Source organism: Mycobacterium sp. NPDC003323, assembly GCF_053589535.1.
Map to the genome: position 1 here is coordinate 107,622 of NZ_JBSFSB010000004.1, position 20,028 is coordinate 127,649.

At 69.0% G+C, this 20,028-nt stretch carries 18 protein-coding genes; 10 read left to right on the forward strand and 8 right to left on the reverse strand.

Annotated features, from left to right (window positions below; genetic code table 11):
* Positions 1-75: 75 nt before the first annotated feature.
* The 4 genes from ACWDUN_RS12720 to ACWDUN_RS12735 all read right to left on the reverse strand — a co-directional run bounded on the left by ACWDUN_RS12720 (position 76) and on the right by ACWDUN_RS12735 (position 3,813).
* Positions 76-720 carry a response regulator transcription factor gene (locus ACWDUN_RS12720; protein WP_449929537.1) on the reverse strand — a complete coding sequence of 215 codons (645 nt, stop codon included), beginning with the start codon at positions 718-720 and terminating at the stop codon, positions 76-78.
* Positions 717-1,985, reverse strand: coding sequence for a sensor histidine kinase (locus ACWDUN_RS12725; RefSeq protein ID WP_449929042.1), 1,269 nt, complete (start codon positions 1,983-1,985; stop codon positions 717-719). Before ACWDUN_RS12725 ends, ACWDUN_RS12720 begins: the two co-directional genes overlap by 4 nt.
* A gap of 134 nt (positions 1,986-2,119) precedes the next feature.
* On the reverse strand, positions 2,120-2,335 hold the full coding sequence (locus ACWDUN_RS12730; RefSeq protein ID WP_449929044.1) for a hypothetical protein: 216 nt from the start codon (positions 2,333-2,335) through the stop codon (positions 2,120-2,122).
* Positions 2,336-2,409: 74 nt separating this feature from the next.
* Positions 2,410-3,813 (reverse strand): serine hydrolase domain-containing protein, encoded by a 1,404-nt coding sequence (locus ACWDUN_RS12735; protein ID WP_449929046.1) that lies wholly within the window; start codon positions 3,811-3,813, stop codon positions 2,410-2,412.
* 110 nt (positions 3,814-3,923) lie between these two features.
* On the opposite strand from ACWDUN_RS12735, the gene ACWDUN_RS12740 reads away from it, so the two are divergent.
* Complete coding sequence (locus ACWDUN_RS12740) at positions 3,924-4,277, forward strand: ClpX C4-type zinc finger protein (RefSeq protein WP_449929048.1); 354 nt, start codon at positions 3,924-3,926, stop codon at positions 4,275-4,277.
* 96 nt (positions 4,278-4,373) lie between these two features.
* The gene (locus ACWDUN_RS12745; RefSeq protein WP_449929050.1) at positions 4,374-4,970 is read left to right on the forward strand and encodes a TetR/AcrR family transcriptional regulator; all 597 of its coding nucleotides are present in this window, start codon (positions 4,374-4,376) and stop codon (positions 4,968-4,970) included.
* Here ACWDUN_RS12745 and ACWDUN_RS12750 read toward each other — a convergent pair.
* The gene (locus ACWDUN_RS12750; protein ID WP_449929052.1) at positions 4,967-6,061 is read right to left on the reverse strand and encodes a glutamate--cysteine ligase 2; all 1,095 of its coding nucleotides are present in this window, start codon (positions 6,059-6,061) and stop codon (positions 4,967-4,969) included. The genes ACWDUN_RS12745 and ACWDUN_RS12750 overlap by 4 nt on opposite strands.
* A 157-nt stretch (positions 6,062-6,218) precedes the next feature.
* Between ACWDUN_RS12750 and ACWDUN_RS12755 the strand changes: the two genes are divergently transcribed.
* A complete protein-coding gene (locus ACWDUN_RS12755; RefSeq protein ID WP_449929054.1) occupies positions 6,219-7,376 on the forward strand; it encodes an NAD(P)/FAD-dependent oxidoreductase in 1,158 nt (385 codons plus the stop codon).
* On the opposite strand, the gene ACWDUN_RS12760 is transcribed toward ACWDUN_RS12755, so the two are convergent.
* Entirely contained in the window at positions 7,363-8,310 is a 948-nt protein-coding gene (locus tag ACWDUN_RS12760) for a GlxA family transcriptional regulator (protein ID WP_449929056.1), read from the reverse strand. The two genes, ACWDUN_RS12755 and ACWDUN_RS12760, sit on opposite strands and share 14 nt — an antisense overlap.
* Before the next feature lie 114 nt (positions 8,311-8,424).
* Here ACWDUN_RS12760 and ACWDUN_RS12765 point away from each other — a divergent pair, with 114 nt between their 5' ends.
* Positions 8,425-9,060, forward strand: coding sequence for an isochorismatase family protein (locus ACWDUN_RS12765; RefSeq protein ID WP_449929539.1), 636 nt, complete (start codon positions 8,425-8,427; stop codon positions 9,058-9,060).
* An 11-nt stretch (positions 9,061-9,071) separates the two neighbouring features.
* Here ACWDUN_RS12765 and ACWDUN_RS12770 read toward each other — a convergent pair whose 3' ends face one another.
* Both ACWDUN_RS12770 and ACWDUN_RS12775 read right to left on the reverse strand, forming a co-directional pair.
* A complete protein-coding gene (locus ACWDUN_RS12770; RefSeq protein WP_449929058.1) occupies positions 9,072-9,515 on the reverse strand; it encodes a thiol-disulfide oxidoreductase DCC family protein in 444 nt (147 codons plus the stop codon).
* Positions 9,516-9,581: 66 nt separating this feature from the next.
* Positions 9,582-10,166, reverse strand: a complete 585-nt coding sequence (locus ACWDUN_RS12775; RefSeq protein WP_449929060.1) for a TetR/AcrR family transcriptional regulator — start codon at positions 10,164-10,166, stop codon at positions 9,582-9,584.
* 27 nt (positions 10,167-10,193) lie between these two features.
* Here ACWDUN_RS12775 and ACWDUN_RS12780 point away from each other — a divergent pair, with 27 nt between their 5' ends.
* The 6 genes from ACWDUN_RS12780 (at position 10,194) to ACWDUN_RS12805 (ending at position 20,023) form a co-directional block, all read left to right on the forward strand.
* Complete coding sequence (locus ACWDUN_RS12780; protein WP_449929062.1) at positions 10,194-12,554, forward strand: PEP/pyruvate-binding domain-containing protein; 2,361 nt, start codon at positions 10,194-10,196, stop codon at positions 12,552-12,554.
* A gap of 40 nt (positions 12,555-12,594) precedes the next feature.
* Positions 12,595-13,326 (forward strand): ZIP family metal transporter, encoded by a 732-nt coding sequence (locus tag ACWDUN_RS12785; RefSeq protein WP_449929064.1) that lies wholly within the window; start codon positions 12,595-12,597, stop codon positions 13,324-13,326.
* Positions 13,327-13,405: 79 nt separating this feature from the next.
* Positions 13,406-14,227 (forward strand): formate/nitrite transporter family protein, encoded by an 822-nt coding sequence (locus tag ACWDUN_RS12790; protein WP_449929066.1) that lies wholly within the window; start codon positions 13,406-13,408, stop codon positions 14,225-14,227.
* Between the two features lie 267 nt (positions 14,228-14,494).
* A complete protein-coding gene (locus ACWDUN_RS12795) occupies positions 14,495-15,637 on the forward strand; it encodes a YihY/virulence factor BrkB family protein (RefSeq protein ID WP_449929541.1) in 1,143 nt (380 codons plus the stop codon).
* 195 nt (positions 15,638-15,832) lie between these two features.
* On the forward strand, positions 15,833-17,866 hold the full coding sequence (locus tag ACWDUN_RS12800; RefSeq protein ID WP_449929068.1) for a toprim domain-containing protein: 2,034 nt from the start codon (positions 15,833-15,835) through the stop codon (positions 17,864-17,866).
* 12 nt (positions 17,867-17,878) lie between these two features.
* On the forward strand, positions 17,879-20,023 hold the full coding sequence (locus tag ACWDUN_RS12805; RefSeq protein ID WP_449929070.1) for a DNA gyrase subunit A: 2,145 nt from the start codon (positions 17,879-17,881) through the stop codon (positions 20,021-20,023).
* Positions 20,024-20,028: the final 5 nt, after the last annotated feature.

Here is a 20,028-nt window from a genome sequence, read left to right on the forward strand (position 1 = left end):
CGGCGACCCATTCGGTATCGCTGCCCCCTGGGACGGAGCTGTACGTCCATTCTCGACATCGCAGCCGAACATTTCTCAGCCACGCAGATAGGTCAGCACCGCCAGCACCCGCCGGTGCTGTGCACCGTCGGGCGGCAGGCCCAGTTTGGTGAAGATGTTGGTGACGTGTTTTTCCACCGCACCGTCGCTGACCACGAGCGTCCGGGCGATGTTGGTGTTGGAGCGGCCCTCGGCCATCAGCGCGAGCACCTCCTGTTCCCGCAGCGTCAGTTGCCGCAGCGGATCGTTACGTCGCCGCCGCACCAGCAGCTGGGCGACGACGTCGGGATCCAGCACGGTGCCGCCACCGGCCACCCGGCTGACGGCGTCGAGGAACTCGCCGACCGCCACCACCCGGTCCTTGAGCAGGTAGCCGACGGCACCGGCGCCGTCGGCCAGCAGATCGTCGGCATAGGACACCTCGACGTACTGCGAGAGGACCAGGATCGGTGCGCGGCTGACGAGGCGGCGGGCCTGCACGGCCGCCCGCAGTCCTTCGTCGGTGTGCGACGGCGGCATCCGGACGTCGACCACCGACACATCCGGCCGGTGCAGCGCGATCGCCTCGACCAGTGCGGGTCCGTCGCCCACCGCGGCGACCACCTCATGGCCGTGCTCGGTGAGCAGCCGAATCAGCCCCTCCCGCAACAGGACCGAATCGTCGGCCACCACCACTTTCAGCACGGGATCTCCACCCGGATCGTCGTCGGCCCGCCCAGGGGGCTGATCACATCCAGTGTCCCGCCGGCCGCCCGGATCCGATCGGCCAGCCCCGAAAGACCGTGCCCCTTGGCCACGTGCGCGCCGCCGTCCCCGTCGTCGACGATCTCCACCCCCACCCGGTCGGGTCCACGCGCGACGGTCACCCAACAGGTGGTGGCGGCGCTGTGTTTGGCGACATTGGTCAACGCCTCGGACACCGCGAAGTACACCGCGGTCTCCACCGCCGCGTCGAGTCGGCCCCACGGCTCGCCCAGCGCCGGGTCGACCACCAGTTCGACCGGCACGGTACAGCGAATGGCCAGCGCGGCAAGGGCACTGGGCAAACCGCGATCGGTGAGCACCGGCGGTGCGATACCTCGCGACAGTGCCCGCAACTCGTCGAGCGTCTCCCGGGTCTGGGTGATCGCCTCGTCCAGGGAGTCCCGGGCGGGCCCGGGTTGGGCATATTCGCGGGCGCGGCCCAGATCCATCGCCAGCCGGATGAGGCGCTGCTGGGGGCCGTCGTGGATGTCTCGCTCCAGCCGTCGCAGCGCATGAGCCTCGGCGGACGCGGCCGCCGACTTCTGCTCGGTCAGCACGGTGATGGTCTGCCGCATCTCGGCGACCCCGGTCAGCAGCACGCGCGCCAGTCCGGCCTCGATCAGCGCGCAACCGCGCACCACCCAGGGCAGCGTGCACAGGAAGAGCAGCCCGATCGCGGTCTGGAAAGCGATCCGCGCCGCCGCGCTGTCGCCCAGCCCGATCAGTTGGGCCAGCGACTGGTTGTCGGGGCCGTGCGGGATCGCCCAGTCCCAGGCGACGGTCGTGGTGCCACCGAACGCCACCGCCCACCAGGTGATCACGACGCAGAACGTGGTCACCGATACCGGGAACCGGACCAGGGCGTGGGTGAGGTCGAGCCAGGACTGCCCGTCGGCGAGCGGGGTGATCATGCGCTTCCACACACCCGAGCGCGGCGCGGCGCGGCGGTAGGTCGGGCGGCTGCGCGGTGAGCGCAGGACCGCCGGGTAGCGGAAGCGTTCGATGTCGGCGATCACCCGGGCGATCAACGCGGTGGCGACGATGGTCGGCAGGCCGACGATCACGACCAGCAAGCCCAGTCCCGCGGCAAGCCCGGTCACGACGACGCAGAAGCTGACGATCCCCAGTGGGAAGCCGAGCAGTACATAGCCGGAGTCGATACCGAGTTGCTTGAGCAGGCCGTTCGGCCGCGCGGTGGTCACGCCGTCGACGCTAAGCATCTGAGTCGTCCACCCCCATCCCGCACACCGGCTTGTTCAGGGTAGGGCTGTCCCTACCGCCGGAAGCGATCGAGGGCGCCCCGAAACGGGACGCCCTCGAAAGCCATGCGGTTCGGTCAGTTGCGGACCGAGGTGTCGACGCGGGGCACCTTCACGGTCGGGAAGAGCTGATCGCGCCAGGGGTAGTAGTCGTCGTCATCGTCGTAGTAGATGCCGCCGGGAGCTTGCGGAAGCATGAGCACGGGTGCCTGCGCCTGTGCGGGCCCGGCCAGACCGATCACGCCCGCGGTGAGCGCTCCGGCAATGACGCCTGCCAATCCGATCTTCTTCATCGATCTCGCCTCTTTCGAAAACTCTTGTTGCGATGTCGGCTACAACGGTTTCGGGTCGGCGTTTGATTCCCGGGTCAGCTGCCGTAGAGACGCAGCGCGCGGGCGGTCGCGGTGGCGATCTGACCACTGAGCGTGCCGATCGGCGGCCCGCCGGGTTGATGGATCACGTTGGCCAGCACGACGACATACGTGTCCGATCCGGGGTCGAGCCACAGCGAGGTCCCGGTGAATCCGGTGTGGCCGAAGCTCCCGACCGGGAAGACCGCACCTCGCGGCGCGGAATGGGCGGTATCGATATCCCAGCCGAGTCCGCGCTGATCCCCGCCGACCGACGCCTGTGGTGTGGTCATCCGCTCCAGCGACTGCCTGCTCAACGGGAATGCGCTCGGCCGTCCGGCCAGCCGATCCAACAGTGCCTGCGCGAAGCGACCGACATCAGCGGCGGTGGTGAACACCCCGGCACTGCCGGTCGCGCCGCCCATCCGGCGCGCCGTGGGATCGTGGACGGTGCCGCGCAACAGCCGGCCGAAATCGGGATTGAGCCCCGGAGTGTCCCCATCGTGCGCGGTCGGCGCGACGCGGGCCAGCAGTTCGGTGCGCCAGGTGCCCGCCGGGCAGTCTCCGACGGCGGGCGCGCCCGGGTCGAACGCCAAGGCGTTCCCCCACATTCGATGGGGGCCACAGGCTTTCGCGGCCGGTAGGTAATGACTGTCGGCCATGCCCAGCGGCGCAAACACCCGCTCGGCCACATAACTGTCGATGGACCGGCCGGTGAGTTTCTCGACGACCGTGCCCAGCAGGATGAAGCCGATGTCCGAGTAGTGGAACAGCGTGCCGGGTTCGTGCACCACCCAGGCGCCCATCGCCCGCCGGATCCCCTCGTCCTTGTCGGCCCGGTCCAGACCCCAGGGCCCGTCCAGACTCAGATCCCCCGCGATGCCCGAGGTGTGGGTCAGCAGCATGCGCAGGGTGACCCGCGCCCGGCGTGGATCACCGTCCGGGTTGAAGCCGGGCAGGTAGCTCTGCAGCGGGTCGTCGAGCTCGATGCTGCCCTGTTCGTGCAGTTGCATCACGGCGGTGGCGGTGGCCAGCGGTTTGGTCAGCGACGCGAGGTCGAAGATGGTGTCGGTCGTCATCGGTTCGGCCGGGGCCGGCGCCGCATCGAGGCCGGGTTCACCGGCCAGCCTGCGTACGCCGAAGGCCTGCCGGTAGACGGGGTGTCCCCCGTGCCCGATCTGGACCACCGCCCCGGGCAACCGGTGGGCGACGATCGCCCGGTCGACGATCCCGCCGAGGTGCGCGAGCGCGGGGGTGACGATGGCCGGTGGCGCCGCCGAAACGGGGGCGGGTGTCGCCTGGCCGGCGGTGGCCGGTGGTGCGCTGTGTGTGGCCGGGCGGTCCGGGTGGGCGCACGCCGGCGCGGCGAGAATGACACCCGCGGTGCACAGTCCGATGAGTCGGTCGGCTACTGCGCGCACCGTCGCAGGGTATCGCGGCCGCCGGCGCGCACCGGCGGTCTTGCCACCACACCATGTCAGGTTTACCCTGACATGGGTGTCAGGGTGATCCTGACAGGAAGGGGGTCGCCGTGGGCAAGACCGTGACGACCGTGATGTTCTGCTCGTTCTGCGGTCTGGAATCGCGCGAGGTGACCAAGCTGATCAGCGGTCTGGGCGTCTACATCTGCGACGGGTGCGTCACCAAATGTGTCGCCATCCTGGAGGACCCGCCCGGGAGCGATAGCCCGCCGTTACGTGATCGCGCCGACTACACCGACGATGAACTGCTCGACGAGATCCCGCGGGTCGCGGCCACAACGGCCAATGTCGAAGCCGATCTCCGCGCCCGGGTCCAGGAGTTGCGCGACCGCGGCGTCGCATGGTCGCGGGTGGCCGCCGCACTGGGAGTCACCCGGCAGTCGGCCTGGGAACGGTTCACCTGAACCAGGCGCGCAGTCGACGACCCCTCGACGTCGACTCACCGCAGATGAAACTATAAACGATTGCGTACACAAATGTGTCCCTCCGAGGAGAGCACCTTGCCGACCAAACTGCCCCCGGGACGGCACAACCTCACGCGTGAACAGGTGGCCGCCGACCAACGCAACCGGATGGTGCGCGCTCTGGGCGAGGCCATGCAGGTCAAGGGCTTCGCCGGTACCACGGTGTCGGACATCATCGAGCGGGCCAAGGTATCCCGGCAGACGTTCTATGAGCACTACGACAGCAAGCAGGCCTGTTTCCTGGACGCCTACGCCGGCATTCACCAGCGGGTCAGCGTCGCCGCCGGCACCGTGCCGCCGAACGCCACCGCGATGCAGGTGTTCGACGCCGTGTTGACGAACTACCTCGACACCCTTGCCCGCGATGCCGTCATGTCGCGGATCTATCTCATCGAGGTCTATGCGGCCGGACCCGAGGCACTGCAGGCCCGAATGCAGTTGCAGCAACGCACCGTTGACGGTCTGCACGCATTGTTCGGCGCCGACACCGAGCAGGACAGGTTCGCCTGTCGGGCGCTGGTCGCTGCGATATCGTCGCTGGTCACCCATGAACTCGCCGCGGGCGACGCCGGTGACGTCCGGAACCTGCACGCCCCGCTGCTGGGCCTGGCGGCGCAATTGTTCGGTGACTAGCAGCCCTGGATGGTGGCGGCCGCGGCCGCCTCGATGACATCGGACACCTCACCCCGGCGCCGCCAGGCGGCCCGTTGGCGCATGGCGCCGTTGCCTTCTCGCGATATCCGGTCCAGTTCTGCGCACACCAGGTCGTAGTCACCGACGGCGCGCAGCGCCGGGGCGAGCCGATCGACGAACGCACGCAGGACATCGACCGCCGGTGCCGGCATCCCGTCCGCGTCGAGGGCCCGGCCATCGAGTCCGTCGCGGGCGGAGCGCCAGTAGGCGGCACCGAGTTCATGGGCCGGGATGGGCCGGACATGCTCGCCGCGTCGGTGGTCCTGCAGTGCCGTCATCACCGCGGCCCGGGTCAGTGCGGCGTGCAACACCGTCTCGGCGACGGTCGCGGGCACATCGGCCACCCGCACCTCGACGGTCGGGAAGTTCGCCGACGGCCGGACATCCCAATAGACCATCCCGTCGTCGAGCATGGCGCCCGTGTCCTGCATCGTCTGGACGGCTTGGTCGTAGTCGGCGGCGGACGCGAAATACGGTGTCGGCCCGGCGCTGGGCCAGCGCGACCACAGCACATGCCGCCAGCTGGCATGTCCACTGTCGGCGTTGCGGTAGATCGCGGAGTTGGCGGTCAGCGCCAAGAGCAATGGCAGCCAACGCCGCAGGTGATTGCTCACGTGGATGGCGGCGTCGCGGTCCGGAACCGCCACGTGCACATGACATCCGCTGATGCCCTGCTCGTGGGCGATCATCCCGAACTCGGCACCGATCCGCCGATAGCGCGGCGTGTCGGTGATCGGGAAGTGCTGCGGCACCGTCGGCGGCAGTCCGACCGCCAGCAGGCGGGCACCGGCCGCATGCGCGGCGTTGGCGGTGGTGCGCCGCATCCGCGTCAGCTGAGCCTGCAGATCGGCGGTGTCGGCGGCCACCCCGGTCGCGGTCTCGACCTGACAGGTGGTCAGTTCGAGTTGCAACTCGACCCCCTTGTCCGCGGCGATCTGGTGGACCCGGGTGTTCAAGGGGACCGGTTCACCCGAGCGCGGATCGACGAGCAGGAACTCCTCCTCGACGCCCATCGTGGGGTGCTCGGTCATGTCTGTCTCCTCATCGGTCCCGCAGATTGCCCTCTCGCGGACCAGCGGAAACATGATCCCGGTCCCGTAGCGCGTTTTGGACTACGGGTTTTCCGTGGTCCCTGGCACCACCCGTGGATGCCACTGTCGAGACACCACACCGATGAAAGGACCTCCGATGACCACCACCCAGATCGTCGTGATCGGCGGCGGATACGCCGGCGTGCTGGCCGCCAACCGACTGCTGCAACGCGATGATGTCGACGTCGCGCTGATCAACCCGCGCCCCGAGTTCGTCGAACGCATCCGGTTGCACCAACTGGTGGCCGGCAATGATGACGCCGTAGCCGACTACGCGACGATCCTGTCCGACCGGGTGCGCCTGATCGTGGACAGCGTCGACCAGATCGACGCCGAAGCCCGCAAGGTGGTGCTGTCCTCCGGTTCCGCGGTCGCCTACGACTACCTGGTCTACGCCGTCGGCAGCACCGCCGTGGTCCCGGCGTCGGTGCCCGGTGCGGCCGAATTCGCCTATCCGCTCGGCGAGTTGGAGGCGGCCCGGCGGTTGGCCGACCGGATGGCCGCCCTGCCCGGGTCGGCGCCGATCGTGGTCGTGGGTGGTGGCCTGACCGGTATCGAGGCCGCCGCAGAGTTCGCCGAAACCGGTCGCGCCGTCACGCTGGTCACCGACGCGCTCGGGCCGTCCCTGGCGGCCGGCGGCCGCCGCTCGGTGGCCAAGCGGCTGCGCAAACTGGGCGTCACCGTGGTGGAGGGCGCGAAGGTGGCCGCTGTCGCCGCCGACCAGGTGACGCTGGGCGACGGCACGGTGCTGCCCGCCGCCGCGACGGTGTGGACCGCCGGCTTCGGAGTGCCGACGCTGGCGGCCGCCAGCGGGCTGCCCACCGATGAACTCGGGCGTTTGCTGACCGATGAATCGCTGACCAGCGTGGGGCACACCTCGATCGTCGCGGCCGGGGACGCGGCCTCACCATCCGGATTGCCGCTGCGCATGAGCTGCCAGCTCGCCATGCCGCTGGCCTCCCATGCCGCCGACACGGTGCTGGCGCGGATGGACGGTCGCGAGCCCGGTGACCTGAATCCCGCGTCGGTGGGTCAGTGCATCAGCCTCGGCAGGCATGCGGGCACCATCCAGATGTCACGCTTCGACGACACCGCGATCGGGTTGCACCTCGGTGGCCGGCTGGCCGCCACCATCAAGGAATCCGTGTGCGCCGGAACGCTGAACTTCCTGGCCAAGGAGGCGCGCAAGCCCGGCAGCTACTTCTGGCCCAAGGGTGGCAAGCGGGCCCAGCGGCTCTCGGTCAGGCTCGGCTGAAGTGACGCCGATAGGCCGTCGGCGTGGTGTCGAACGCGGTGGCGAAGTTCTGCCGGAAGGTGACGGCGCTGGCGAACCCACATGCCGACGCCACGTCGTCGATGCCCCAGTCCGTCGTCTCCAGCAGCACACGCGCCTCGTTGAGCCGCTGCTGTGCGACCCAGCGGGCCGGCGTGATGCCGGTGGCGTCGGTGAACTGCCGGATGAAGCTGCGCCGGCTCATCCCGGCCCGGTTGGCCAGCCGGTCGACCGAGAGGTCCTCGGTCAGGTGGCTCAGCGCCCAGTGCTGGACGTCGGCGATGGCGGTATCAGTGGCGGCCTGCGGCAGTGGGCGCTCGATGTACTGCGACTGTCCACCGTCCCGGTGCGGGGCCACCACCAGGCTGCGCGCCACCCGGGCGGCGATGGCAGACCCGAGATGGCGCCGCACCAGGTGCAGGCACGCGTCGATCGATGACGCCGTCCCGGCCGAGGTCAGCACGTCACCGTGGTCGATGTAGAGCACCGAGGTCTGCATCTCGGTCTGGGGAAGGTGTTCGGCCAGTTCCGGCAGCATCTCCCAATGCGTCACGGCCGGACGGTCTTTCAGGACACCGCTGTCGACCACCGGGAAGGCACCCAGGCACAGTCCGACGATCGTCGCTCCCCTGGCGTGCGCGTGCCGCAGCCGCTGCCGGAACTCCTCGCTGCACGGGGTCACCGGCTGCGGCCACGACGGCACGATGACGATATCGGCCCAGTCGACGACCTCCGGTCCGGCCATCTCTCCGATCGGGTAGCCCTCGGCGGTGCGAACAGACCCCGGATGATGCGACCACAACCGCGTTTCCCAGTCGGTGGCCAGTCCCAACCGGCCGAGTTCACCGAACACCATCAGCGGCGCGGCGAGATGAAACATGGTGATGCCGTCGAACGCGTACACGGCGATGCGCATGTGACCCTCCGGTTGGCACAAAATCATCGAAAGTATGCATCTATGCCACTCGCGCGGGCAAGATCAGCGCTGAACAATTGAATGGACATCATCACCAAGCCCAGGGAGAACATCGTGTCCGCACCGCGCCGCGCCCTCATCGTCGTCGACGTCCAGCAGGAGTATTTCGAAGGGCCGCTGCAGATTCAGTACCCGCCGCGCGAGGAGTCGCTGGCCAATATCGTGGCGGCCATCAAGCATGCCGCTGCCCAGGAGATTCCCGTCATCGTGGTGCAGCATCGGATGCCCGAGGGCGCACCGGTGTTCGTCGAGGGCACACCCGGTTGGGCGCTGCACCCGGATATCGAGGCCGCCGTCGATCCGTCGTGGAAGCATGTCCACAAGGACTACGGCAGCGTGTTCGCCGGCACCGATGTCGCAGAGTGGTTGCGCAGCAAGCAGATCGACACCATCAGCATCGTCGGCTTCATGACCAACAACTGCGATCTGGGTACCGCCGTCGAGGCCGAGGGGCTCGGCTTCGCGACCGAGATCCTCTCCGACGCCAGCGGTGCGATCCACCTGGCCAACGAGGCCGGCCACGTCAACGCCGAGGCATTGCACACCACGCTGATGGTGTTGTTCCAGTCGAATTTCGCCGCCGTCGCGACCACCGCCGAGTGGACCAAGGCGGTCGAGGCCGGCGCGGAACTGCCCAAGAGCAATCTGGTGGTATCGGCGCTGCAGGGCCGCGAGGCCGCCGGGTCCTGAACGCCGGCCCGTCAACCGTAGGTCGCGTCGACGAATCGGCTGCGCACCTGCGGTGACGGGATGGGACAGGTGTCGTACTTGCCGCCGACGTGATAGCGCACCTTGGCGAACGCCGCGTACAACCGGTCCCGCACGACGCCCGGGATGACGCGTGCCGCCAGTGCCAGCTTCCAGTAGCCGCCGAGGTAGTCGGCGACCTGCAGCAACGCGGCCGATTCGGTGCTCACGGTCTCGTCGGCGCCGCCGGGATCGCGCACGAACACAACGGAATCCAGCCCGGCAAGGCGCGGGTGGCGAGCGATGATATCGCGGGCGAAATCGCTGTCCAGCGCGGCGAAGCGCAGCGTGCCGCGACGGTCGAACCGCAAAATGGTCCGCACCCCGCCGTTGCACACACCGCACACGCCGTCATAGAGCAGCACCGGTGGATTCGCATCGGTCGGCGTCGTGGTCATCAAGTCCTCCGTTGTCGACGTTACCTACCGAAGTTCCCGATCGGCGGTGCGCGGAAACCGGCGCGGTCAGCCCTGCCGGCGGGCGCCGTCCAGCAGGATCCGGGTGGTGGTGTCCACCCAGGCGTCGGTGAGGCCGTCGGGCCCGCGGACCAGGATCGCGGCCAGGGCGGCACCGATGACGAACTCCAGCAGGACACCGGCGTCGAGGCCGGCCTTGAGTCCGCCGCGGGCCGCGGACTCGGCCAGATAGGCGTCCAACCCGCCCCAGCCCCGACCGGTGAACCGGTCGAGCAGGCGTTGACTCAGGGACGGATCCGATGCCGCCTCGCCGATCAGGCCCGGTACCGCGACGCGCGCCAACGGCGAGGTGAGCAGCGCGGCAGTCCGCGCGACGATGGAGCGCACATCGTGGTCGAGATCGCCCGTGGCGGTGATGGCCGTGGTGTCGGCCTCCCGGAAGACGGCCTCGTGCACGACGTGCGCCTTGCTGGGCCAGCGCCGGTACACCGCGGGCCGCGAGGTGCCGGCCCGGTCGGCGATGGCCGCCACCGTCAGATCCGCGTAGCCCACCTCGGACAGCAGCGCGGTCGCGGCGTCGAGAACCGCCGCGTCGATCCGGGCATCCCGCGGTCGGCCGAACTCGGCACTCATATACGTGACGGGTGTAACGTATCGCGGATGTCTGACGTGATCGACCTCGGCGACGTGGTGGACGACAGCTTCGGCGGAAAAGCGCTCGGACTGGCCGAGCTGATGCGCCTCGGTGTACCGGTGCCTCCGGGCTTCGTCATCGCACGGGTGGCCGACCCGGTACCGACGGATGCAGTCATCCAGCGATTCTCGCGCATGCAGTCGGCAGGCTCGACACCCGTGGCGGTCCGGTCCTCCGCTGCGGGCGAGGACGGCACCGACATGTCCTTCGCCGGCCAGTACGAGACCGTCCTCGGCGTCGAGTCGGTCGCCGAGCTCGCCGCGGCACTCGAAAAGTGCATCGGATCCGTCGATTCCGAACGCGCCGCCGCCTATCAGGTCGGCACTGCGCCCGCACAGATGAACTTGGTGGTCCAGGAGATGGTCGACGCGCGCGCCGCCGGCGTGGTGTTCACCGCCGACCCGACCTCGGGTCGGCGCGACCTGGTGATCGTCGATGCGGTGCGCGGGTTGGGCGAGCACCTCGTCGACGGCTCGGCGGCCTCGGACCATCACGTCCTGGCCCATGACGGCACTGTGCTGAGCAGCGAGGTCGGTGCCACCCCGGCGCTGTCGGCCGCAGAGATCGACCACATCCGCGACGGTGCGCTGCGCGCCGCCCGGCACTGGGGTCGCCCGCTGGACCTGGAATGGGCGATCGACCGGTCCGGGCAACTGTGGTGGCTGCAGGCACGCCCGATCACCACCCTGCCCGGGGATCTCAACGAGATGGACTCCCCGGTCACCGGCGTCACGCACGTGTACACCCGCTGCAATATCGGCGAGATGATGCCCGGTGCGTTCTGCCCGCTCACCGCCTCGGTGAGCGGGCACGCCATCGACTACGCCATGCAGATGGTCCAGGTGGCCGGCGGAGTGCAGAAGCGCTACGACGACCGCTGGCGTCAGGTCGGCTATTTCTACGGCCACATGTTCTTGAACATGACCGAGGGGACCGCGCTGAGCTCCGGGATCCTCGGCAACTCCCGCGAGCAGTTCTCCATGTCCATCTGCGGACGCGTCATCGACGAACTCACCCCCGGACCTCCGAAACCGTTCGTGCGCAAGCTGATCAACACCGTCCGGTTGAGCACCTTCGCCCTCAGCGCCGGCCCGGCCATTCGACGGCTGTCGGCCACGATCGGTGGGTTCCCCGTCATCGACAGTCGCGATCCCCGAGTCGTCCTCGCACAGTTGGAGACCGGGTTGCAGATGTACCGCGATGTGACGCTCACCCATGTGCGGTCCTCCTCGCGGTCGGCGGTGGCGGCCAACATCCTGGAAAGCGTGCTCATCCGGCAGGCCCTCAACCGGGGCGCCGGCGAGCAGGAAGGAAGCGCAGCGGCCATCCGCCTGATGACCGGTGCCGGGGTGGAAAGCGCGGCCATGGTCGACCAACTCGAAGAGGTCGTCCGCCTGCTGAGGCGCGACGCCGCGGCACGCGAACGGTTCCTGACCGCGACCCCGGCCGATGCCGTGCAACGGCTACGCGACTCCGACGGCCGGTCCGGGGCGGCGCTGCGCCGATTCCTCACCGAGCACGGCCACCGCGGCTACCGAGAGCTGTGCATGCGCGACCGCTCGTGGGCCGACGATCCCGCCGGGCTGGGTTCGATGATGCAGGTGATGCTGCGGGCACCGGAAACCGACCAGGCACCCGCGCCGGCCGCCGCGCCACCATCACGGACGGTGCGAATGCTGGCCCGTCTCGCCCAGGGTGGCGCCCGCGGCCGCGAAGAGACCAAATCCCGCATGGCACTGGTCGCGCACCTGCTCAAACGCGGCTACCGCCACCTCGGCGAGGTGCTCAGCGAGGCCGGCCGTATCCCCGATCCCGACCTGATCTTCTTCTTCGACCGTCTCGAACTGCCGGTGCTGGTGCGCGACGGCGACGTGGCTGAGCTGGTGGCTCGCGCGGTCGGCCGCCGCGACGCGCTCGACTATCAGGCCGCACTCGAGTTCGAGGATGTCTACGTCGGCCGGCCGACACCGGTCGTGCGGTCCGCCCCGGCCGCGAGCACGGCGGATGAGATCGTCGGCAGACCGGCCGGGCACGGCGCCGTGGAAGGTGTTGTCCGGGTGGCCCGCTCGGTGCTGGAGGCACGCGAACTACAACCCGGCGAGATCCTGGTCGCGCCCGTCACCGATGTCGGGTGGACACCGTACTTCGCGGTGATCGCCGCGCTGGTGACCGATATCGGCAGCTCGGTATCCCACGGCGCGGTGGTCGCACGTGAGTACGGATTGCCCTGTGTGGTCAACACTTTGGTGGCCAGCAGGGTGTTGCGGACCGGTGACCGGGTGCGCGTCGACGGGGACCGGGGATCGGTGACCGTGCTGGGCACCTGATCGCCGGTTGCCAACGGGCCTTTCGGGGAATGCAAGGACCATGCTGACCGCAACCCTGTTCGGACTCGGCGCGTCCAGCGCGCTGGTGATCGGGGCCTTCATCGGCGTGCGCTGGGACATGCCGAAGAAGGTGACCGGCGTCCTGCTGGCCTTCGCCAGCGGCGCGCTGATCTCCGCGCTGGCGTTCGAGCTGTTCGAGGAGGCCTTCCACCTCGGCGGTGCGCTTCATTCCGGGCTCGGTCTGCTGGCCGGCGCGGCCGCCTTCGTCATCGCCGACAGCCTGCTGGACCGCTACGTCAGCGGCCGAGCCGGACCCGACCAGCGCGAAATGGTGTCCGGCGCGGCACGGCGCGGAGTCGGACTGGCATTGCTGGCCGCCGTCACCCTCGACGGTGTGCCCGAGAACGTGGCGCTCGGGGTGTCGCTGGTAGGTGGAGCCTCGATATCGCTGTTGGTGGCCATCTTCTTCTCGAATCTGCCCGAGTCACTCGTCGGCGCGATGGCGATGCGCAACTCCGGCATGCGTCCGCGCGCCGTCATCGGCGTCTGGGTGGGCTGCGCGGTGCTGCTGGCGGCCGCCGTCGTCCTGGGCCGGCTCACCGCGGGCCAGCTCGGTGACCCGGTGTTGGCGGTGGCGCTGGCCTTCGCCGGGGGCGCCGTGCTGGCCTCACTGGCCGACACCCTGATGCCGGAGGCCTTCGAGCACGGCCGACCGCTGAACGCCTTCGCCACCGCGGCCGGCTTCTTCCTGTCGTTCATCCTCGCGGCGTGATCGCGGCGGTCGACCTGCTTGGCCCCTGCCTTGGTGGGGTACTCCCCCCGATCACCCGATCCCCGGCCGTGAGGATGCCATGAGCAAGACGAGTCAGCGCGACCTGGGCAGCTCGGACAGTCCCATCGAGGACGAGCTGGAGGACGCCTTCAACCGGATGGTCGACGAGGGCACGCAGCGCTTGCACCGAAGCTGGCGCGAAGTGCTGATCACCGGGTTCTTCGGCGGCACCGAGGTGGCGATGGGTGTGCTGGCCTACCTGGCGGTCCTGCACGCCACCGGCGATCACCTGCTGGCCGGCCTGGCCTTCTCGATCGGTTTCCTGGCGCTGTTGCTGGGCCGCAGCGAACTGTTCACCGAGGGGTTCCTGATCCCGATCACCACCGTGGCCGCCAAGCGCGCGAGCCCGGCACAACTCGCCCGGCTCTGGAGCGGAACCCTGCTGGCCAATCTGGCCGGCGGCTGGGTCCTGATGTGGTTGATCATGCAGGCCTTCCCCAAACTGCGCGCGCAGACGGTGGAGTCGGCGGCGCATTACATCAACGCCCCGATCTCCACCGAGACGGTGACGCTGGCGCTGCTCGGCGGCATGGCGATCACCCTGATGACCCGCATGCAGCACGGCACCGACTCCGTCTTCGGCAAGATCGCCGCGGCCGTGGCCGGCGCGTTCCTGCTCGCCGGGCTGCAGATGTTCCATTCAATCCTGGACTCGCTGTTGATCTTCGGCGCGCTGACCTCCGGTCAGGTGCCCTTCGGTTACCTGGACTGGCTGGCCTGGTTCGGCTACGTCGTCGCCTTCAACGTGCTCGGCGGGCTCGGGCTGGTCACCCTGCTGCGCCTGTTACGCAGCAAGGACCGTATCCGCGAGGAGCGCGCCGATGCCGACGGCGCACCATGAAGCGGTGGACACCGGGCTCCGCTGCTGTCTGAACGCGACTGCGCCGTAACGGGGTCCACCTTACGGCGGCACGACGCAGCCAGCCGATGCCACCGTTGTGGCCTGAATTTCCACAACGCCACGCGGTGAAACCCGCGCGTCGGCCACCTGGCGACGATCCGGTGACACACAGATCCGGTATGCGACAGCCGGTTTTCGCACCGGGGGTTACGGGCATCACGACAGGGATCGTCCCGAGTCATAGGAGTGCCGAAGGTGAAGTGGTTGATGGCGGCGGTCGGCGGGGTGCTCGCGGGTTTCCTGCTCGGCCGGCGTCGCCCGGCCGAGCACCCGGCGACGCCGGTGCCCCCACCTCAGATCGAGCGGGCGAATCCTGATCCGGAGGAGACACCGGACCCCGACGATCCGGTGAAGCCGGATTCACCGGCCGATCTGAGCAAGCCCTCGATACTGTTCGTGCTGCGCAAGACCGCCCGCGAGTTCAGCGGTGATCAGTGCACCGACCTCGCGGCGGCGTTGACCTACTACGCGGTGCTTTCGCTGTTTCCCGCACTGGTGGTGATGGTTTCTCTGCTCGGCGTCTTCGGCCAGGGCAAGCGCACCACCGACGCCGTTCTGCAGATCGTCGAGGATCTCGGCCCGTCCTCGGCCGTCGACACCCTGCGCGCGCCGATCCAACAGCTCGTCGAGGCGCCCTCGGCCGGGATCGCCCTCGTCATCGGCATCGCCGGTGCGCTGTGGTCGGCGTCGGGATACATCGGCGCGTTCGGACGTGCGATGAACCGCATCTACGAGGTCGACGAGGGCCGCCCGGTGTGGAAGCTGCGACCCACCCAGCTGCTGCTGACCTTCGCCGGGCTGGTTGCCGCCGCCGTCGTGGCCTTCCTGCTGGCCGTCAGCGGGCCGGTCGCCGCGGCGCTCGGCGACGCGATCGGACTCGGGCCGGCCGCCCAGACCACCTGGAACATCGCCCGGTTCCCCGTCATCCTGATCCTGGTCGTCGGTGCGGTCGCGGTGCTGTACTACGTCGCCCCCAATGTGCGGCAGCCGAAGTTCCGCTGGATCAGTGTCGGCGCCGCCGTGGCGATCGTGCTCTGGGTGCTGGCATCGGTCGGATTCGGTTTCTACGTCGGCAATTTCGGCAGCTACAACAAGACCTACGGTGCGCTGGCCGGGGTGATCGTCTTCCTGCTGTGGCTCTGGATCACCAATCTGGCGCTGCTGTTCGGCGCCGAACTGGACGCCGAACTGGAACGGGGCCGACAGCTACAGGCCGGTATCGCCGCCGAGCGTGATCTCCAGCTGCCCCCGCGCGACAACCGGGTGTCCGACAAGAACCGGGCCAAGGAGCTCGAGGACATCGAGCAGGGCCGCGCGCTGCGCGAATCCCGCGGCCAACCGGCGGGCTGACCGGTCGGCGACCGGCCGCCACCGATATCCGCCGCGTCCGCTCAACACGCGACGATGTAAGCGGTCTCACACTGGCTGACCACGCACGTTCTTTCGGACCGGGCCCGGCGCACCCCGCACTCGGATGCGCAGAGATGTCGGATCGGCGGACTACGATTTCTCCGGCACCCCCGCCCGCGATGGAGAGAACAAGCAGTGAGTTATACCGCCGCCGACATCACCGAGCTCGACGATGTCCAGCACACCCGCCTGCGGCCGGCGGTGAACCTGGGTCTGGACGTGCTGAACACGGCACTGCGCGAGCTGGTCGACAATGCCATCGAGGAGGTCGCCGACCCCGGCCACGGCGGGTCGACGGTGACCATCACCCTGCACGCCGACGGCTCGGTCAGCGTCGCCGACGACGGTCGCGGACTGCCCGTCGACACCGACCCGGCCACCGGGAAGAACGGCATCGTCAAGACCCTGGGCACGGCACGGGCCGGCGGCAAGTTCTCCGCCCACACCGATGCGACCAGCACCGGTGCCGGCCTGAACGGAATCGGCGCCGCGGCAGCGGTGTTCATCTCCGCCCGCACCGATGTGACGGTGCGCCGCGGCGGTAAGACCTTCCTGCAGAGCTTCGGTGGCGGCTACCCGGGCGTCTTCGAGGGCAAGGAATTCGACCCGGACGCGCCGTTCACCCGCGCCGACACCCAGAAGCTGCGCGGAGCCGGCAACCGCAAACCGGACGCCCACGGCACCGAGGTGCGCATCCTGTTCGACCAGGCAGTCGTGCCGGATTCGGCCATCGATATCAACGAGGTGCTGCTGCGGGCGCACGCCGCCGCGCGGATGTCGCCCGGGGTGCACCTGACGGTCGTCGACGAGGGCTGGCCCGGTGCGGACATCCGGCCGGAACTGCTCGCAGCATTCACCGGCCCGTGGGGCACCGACACCCTGCTCGACCTGATGTGTGCGGCCGCCGACACCCCGGTCCCCGGTGTGCGCGCCGTCGTGGAGGGCCGCGGGGAGTACACCACCGGTCGCGGTCCGACGCCGTTCCGGTGGTCGCTGACCGCCGGGCCCGCCGAACCGGCCACCGTTGCGGCGTTCTGCAACACCGTGCGCACCCCCGGCGGCGGCTCGCACCTGACTGCCGCGGTCAAGGGGCTGTCGGAGGCCCTGGCCGACCGGGCATCTCGCATCCGCGATCTGGGCCTGGCCAAGGGGGAGGACGGTCCGGAACCGCAGGATTTCGCGGCGGTCACCGCACTGGCCGTCGACACCCGCGCACCCGATGTGGCCTGGGATTCCCAGGCCAAGACCGCCGTGTCGTCGCGGTCGCTGAACGTGGCGATGGCCCCGGACGTGGCCCGCAGCGTCACCATCTGGGCGGCCAATCCGGCCAACGGCGACACCGTCTCACTGTGGACCAAGCTGGCGCTGGAGGCCGCCCGGGCGCGTCGCAGCGCCGAGGGCGCCAAGGCGCGCTCGCGGGCGGCGTCGAAGGCCAAGGGTCTGGGCACCAACCTGTCGCTGCCCCCCAAGCTGCTGCCGAGCCGCGAGACCGGACGCGGGTCCGGCGCCGAACTGTTTCTGTGCGAGGGTGACTCGGCGCTGGGCACCATCAAGGCAGCACGCGATGCCACCTTCCAGGCCGCGTTCCCGCTGAAGGGCAAGCCGCCCAACGTCTATGGGTTCACCGTGAGCAAGGCCCGCATCAAGGACGAATTCGATGCCATCGAACGCATCCTGGGCTGCGGTATCCGCGACAGCTGCGACCCCGAACTGTGCCGGTATGACCGCATCCTGTTCGCCTCCGACGCCGATCCCGACGGCGGCAACATCAACTCGAGTCTGATCTCGATGTTCCTGGACTTCTACCGGCCGCTCGTCGAGGCGGGCATGGTCTATGTCACCCTGCCGCCGCTGTTCGTCGTCAAGGACGGCACTGCCCGGATCTACTGTCAGGACGAGTCCGAACGCGACGCCGCCGTGGCACAGCTGAAGGCCACCTCCAAACGCCGGGTCGAGGTGCAGCGCAACAAGGGCCTCGGCGAGATGGACGCCGACGACTTCTGGAACACCGTGCTGGATCCGCAGCGCCGCACCGTGATTCGGGTGCACCCCGATGACGGTGAGAAGAAGCTGCACCACACCTTGTTCGGCGGGCCGCCGGAGGGGCGACGCACGTGGATGGCCGATATCGCCTCCCGTGTCGACACCTCCGCGCTGGACCTCACCTAGGAAAGAACCACTGTGACCGCCACCCTGGACGTTCCCGAACAGAATCCGGATCTGGTGCTCGACCAGAGCGCCGACGATTACTGGAACCACTATCAGCTGACCTTCGCGCTCTACAGCGTCAGCGACCGCGCCATCCCGTCGGCATTCGACGGTCTCAAGCCGGGCCAGCGTCGGCTGCTCTACCAGATGCACGATTCGAAGTTGTTCCCCGGCAACAAGCCTCAGAAATCGTCGAAGATCTGCTCGGCGGTCACCGGCAACCTGCACCCGCACGGCGGGGCATCGATGTACGGGGCCGCCGCGCTGATGGCCGCCGAGTTCCAGCGCGTCAAGGTCATCGACGGCCAGGGTGCGTTCCCGCGCATCCAGGGCGACATCCCGGCGGCCGACCGCTACACCGAGATGCGGCTGTCCGCACCGGGTGCGGCGCTGACCGCCGAACTGGACAGTCACGCGGTGCCGATGATGCAGACCTTCGACGGCGAATGGACCGAGCCCACCATGCTGCCGGCGCAGTGGCCGGTGCTGCTGTGCAACGGTGCGGTCGGCATCGCCGAGGGTTGGGCCACCAAGGTCCCCGCGCACAACCCCCGCGAGGTGATGGCCGCCTGCCGGGCCCTGCTGAAGACCCCGAACATGACCGATGACCGGCTGGTGAAGCTCATCCCCGGTCCGGATTGGGGCTGCGGGGCCAGCGTGGTCGGCACCGCCGGCCTGCGCGACTACATCACCACGGGCCGTGGCGCATTCACCGTGCGTGGCACGGTGTCGGTCGAGGGTAAGAACTGCATCATCACCGAATTACCGCCCGGTGTGGCCAGCAATACCGTGCAGGACCGGATCCGGGCGCTGGTCGAGTCCGGTGAGCTGTCGGGGGTGGCCGACATGTCCGACCTGACCGACCGCCGCAACGGACTGCGCATCGTCGTCACCGCCAAACGCGGACACAACGCCGAGCAGATCCGTGAACAGCTGCTGGCGCTGACGCCGTTGGAGTCGACGTTCGCGGCCAGCCTGGTCGCACTCGACGAGAACCGGGTGCCGCGCTGGTGGTCGGTGCGCGAATTGATCTCGGCATTCCTGCACCTGCGGGATTCGGTGGTGCTGCACCGCAGCGAGTACCGGTTGGAGAAGGTCACCGCGCGCCGTCACCTGGTGGCCGGTCTGATGACCATCCATCTGGACATCGATGCCGCCGTCGCGGTGATCCGGAACTCCGAGACCGTCGACGAGGCCCGCCAGGGTCTGCAGGACCGATTCGCGATCGACGCCGAGCAGGCCGATTACGTCCTCGGACTTCAGCTTCGGCGACTGACGAAACTCGACGTGATCGAACTGCAGGCCGAGGCCGAGAAGCTGGACGCCGAGTTCGCGGAGCTCTCCGAGCTGGTGGCCGACCCCGATGCGCGCCGCAAGGTCATCGACAGCGAACTGGTCGAGACCGCGAAACTGTTCAAGGGTCCCGAATACGACCGGCGCACCGTACTGGACTTCGACGCCACTCCGGTATCGGCCGGTGCCGACGACGACGGGCCGCGGGAGAAGAAGGTCAATGCCGCGTGGCGTCTAGATGACCGCGGCGTGTTCTCCGACAGCCACGGCGAGCTGCTCACCTCCGGTCTGGGCTGGGCGGTGTGGACCGACGGCCGGGTGAAGTTCACCACCGGCAACGGCCTGCCGTTCAAGATCCGCGATATCCCGGTGGCCCCGGATATCACCGGACTGCTGTGTTCGGGCGTGCTGCCCGACGGGTATCACCTGGCCCTGGTGACGCGGCGCGGGAAGGTTCTGCGCATCGACCCCGCGGCAGTCAACCCGCAGGGCGCCGCGGGCAACGGCGTGGCCGGGGTGAAGCTCGCCGCCGGCGACGGTGACGAGGTCATCGCGGCGCTCCCGCTGTCCTGCCGCAACGGTGAGGCCATCCTGTCGATATCCGAAAAGGGCTGGAAGGTCACCGAAGTCGCCGATATCCCGGTCAAGGGCCGCGGCGGGGCCGGAGTCGGGTTCCATCCGTTCACCGGCGGTGAGAACGCACTGCTGTCGGCAACGGTCTCGGCGACCGGCTTCGTACGCGGTAAGCGAGCGGTGCGGGCGGAGAACCGGGCCAAGGCGTCGACCAAGGGATCCGGGACGGACGTGGTTCCCGCGCAGGACTGACCGCA

Bases quoted from the DNA above. Each gene is read 5' to 3' on its own strand.
- ACWDUN_RS12730 (WP_449929044.1), bottom strand. From the start codon at position 2,335: ATGAAGAAGATCGGATTGGCAGGCGTCATTGCCGGAGCGCTCACCGCG.
- ACWDUN_RS12750 (WP_449929052.1), bottom strand. From the start codon at position 6,061: ATGACCGAGCACCCCACGATGGGCGTCGAGGAGGAGTTCCTGCTCGTC.
- ACWDUN_RS12755 (WP_449929054.1), top strand. From the start codon at position 6,219: ATGACCACCACCCAGATCGTCGTGATCGGCGGCGGATACGCCGGCGTG.
- ACWDUN_RS12760 (WP_449929056.1), bottom strand. From the start codon at position 8,310: ATGCGCATCGCCGTGTACGCGTTCGACGGCATCACCATGTTTCATCTC.
- ACWDUN_RS12770 (WP_449929058.1), bottom strand. From the start codon at position 9,515: ATGACCACGACGCCGACCGATGCGAATCCACCGGTGCTGCTCTATGAC.
- ACWDUN_RS12775 (WP_449929060.1), bottom strand. From the start codon at position 10,166: ATGAGTGCCGAGTTCGGCCGACCGCGGGATGCCCGGATCGACGCGGCG.
- ACWDUN_RS12780 (WP_449929062.1), top strand. From the start codon at position 10,194: ATGTCTGACGTGATCGACCTCGGCGACGTGGTGGACGACAGCTTCGGC.
- ACWDUN_RS12785 (WP_449929064.1), top strand. From the start codon at position 12,595: ATGCTGACCGCAACCCTGTTCGGACTCGGCGCGTCCAGCGCGCTGGTG.
- ACWDUN_RS12790 (WP_449929066.1), top strand. From the start codon at position 13,406: ATGAGCAAGACGAGTCAGCGCGACCTGGGCAGCTCGGACAGTCCCATC.
- ACWDUN_RS12795 (WP_449929541.1), top strand. From the start codon at position 14,495: ATGGCGGCGGTCGGCGGGGTGCTCGCGGGTTTCCTGCTCGGCCGGCGT.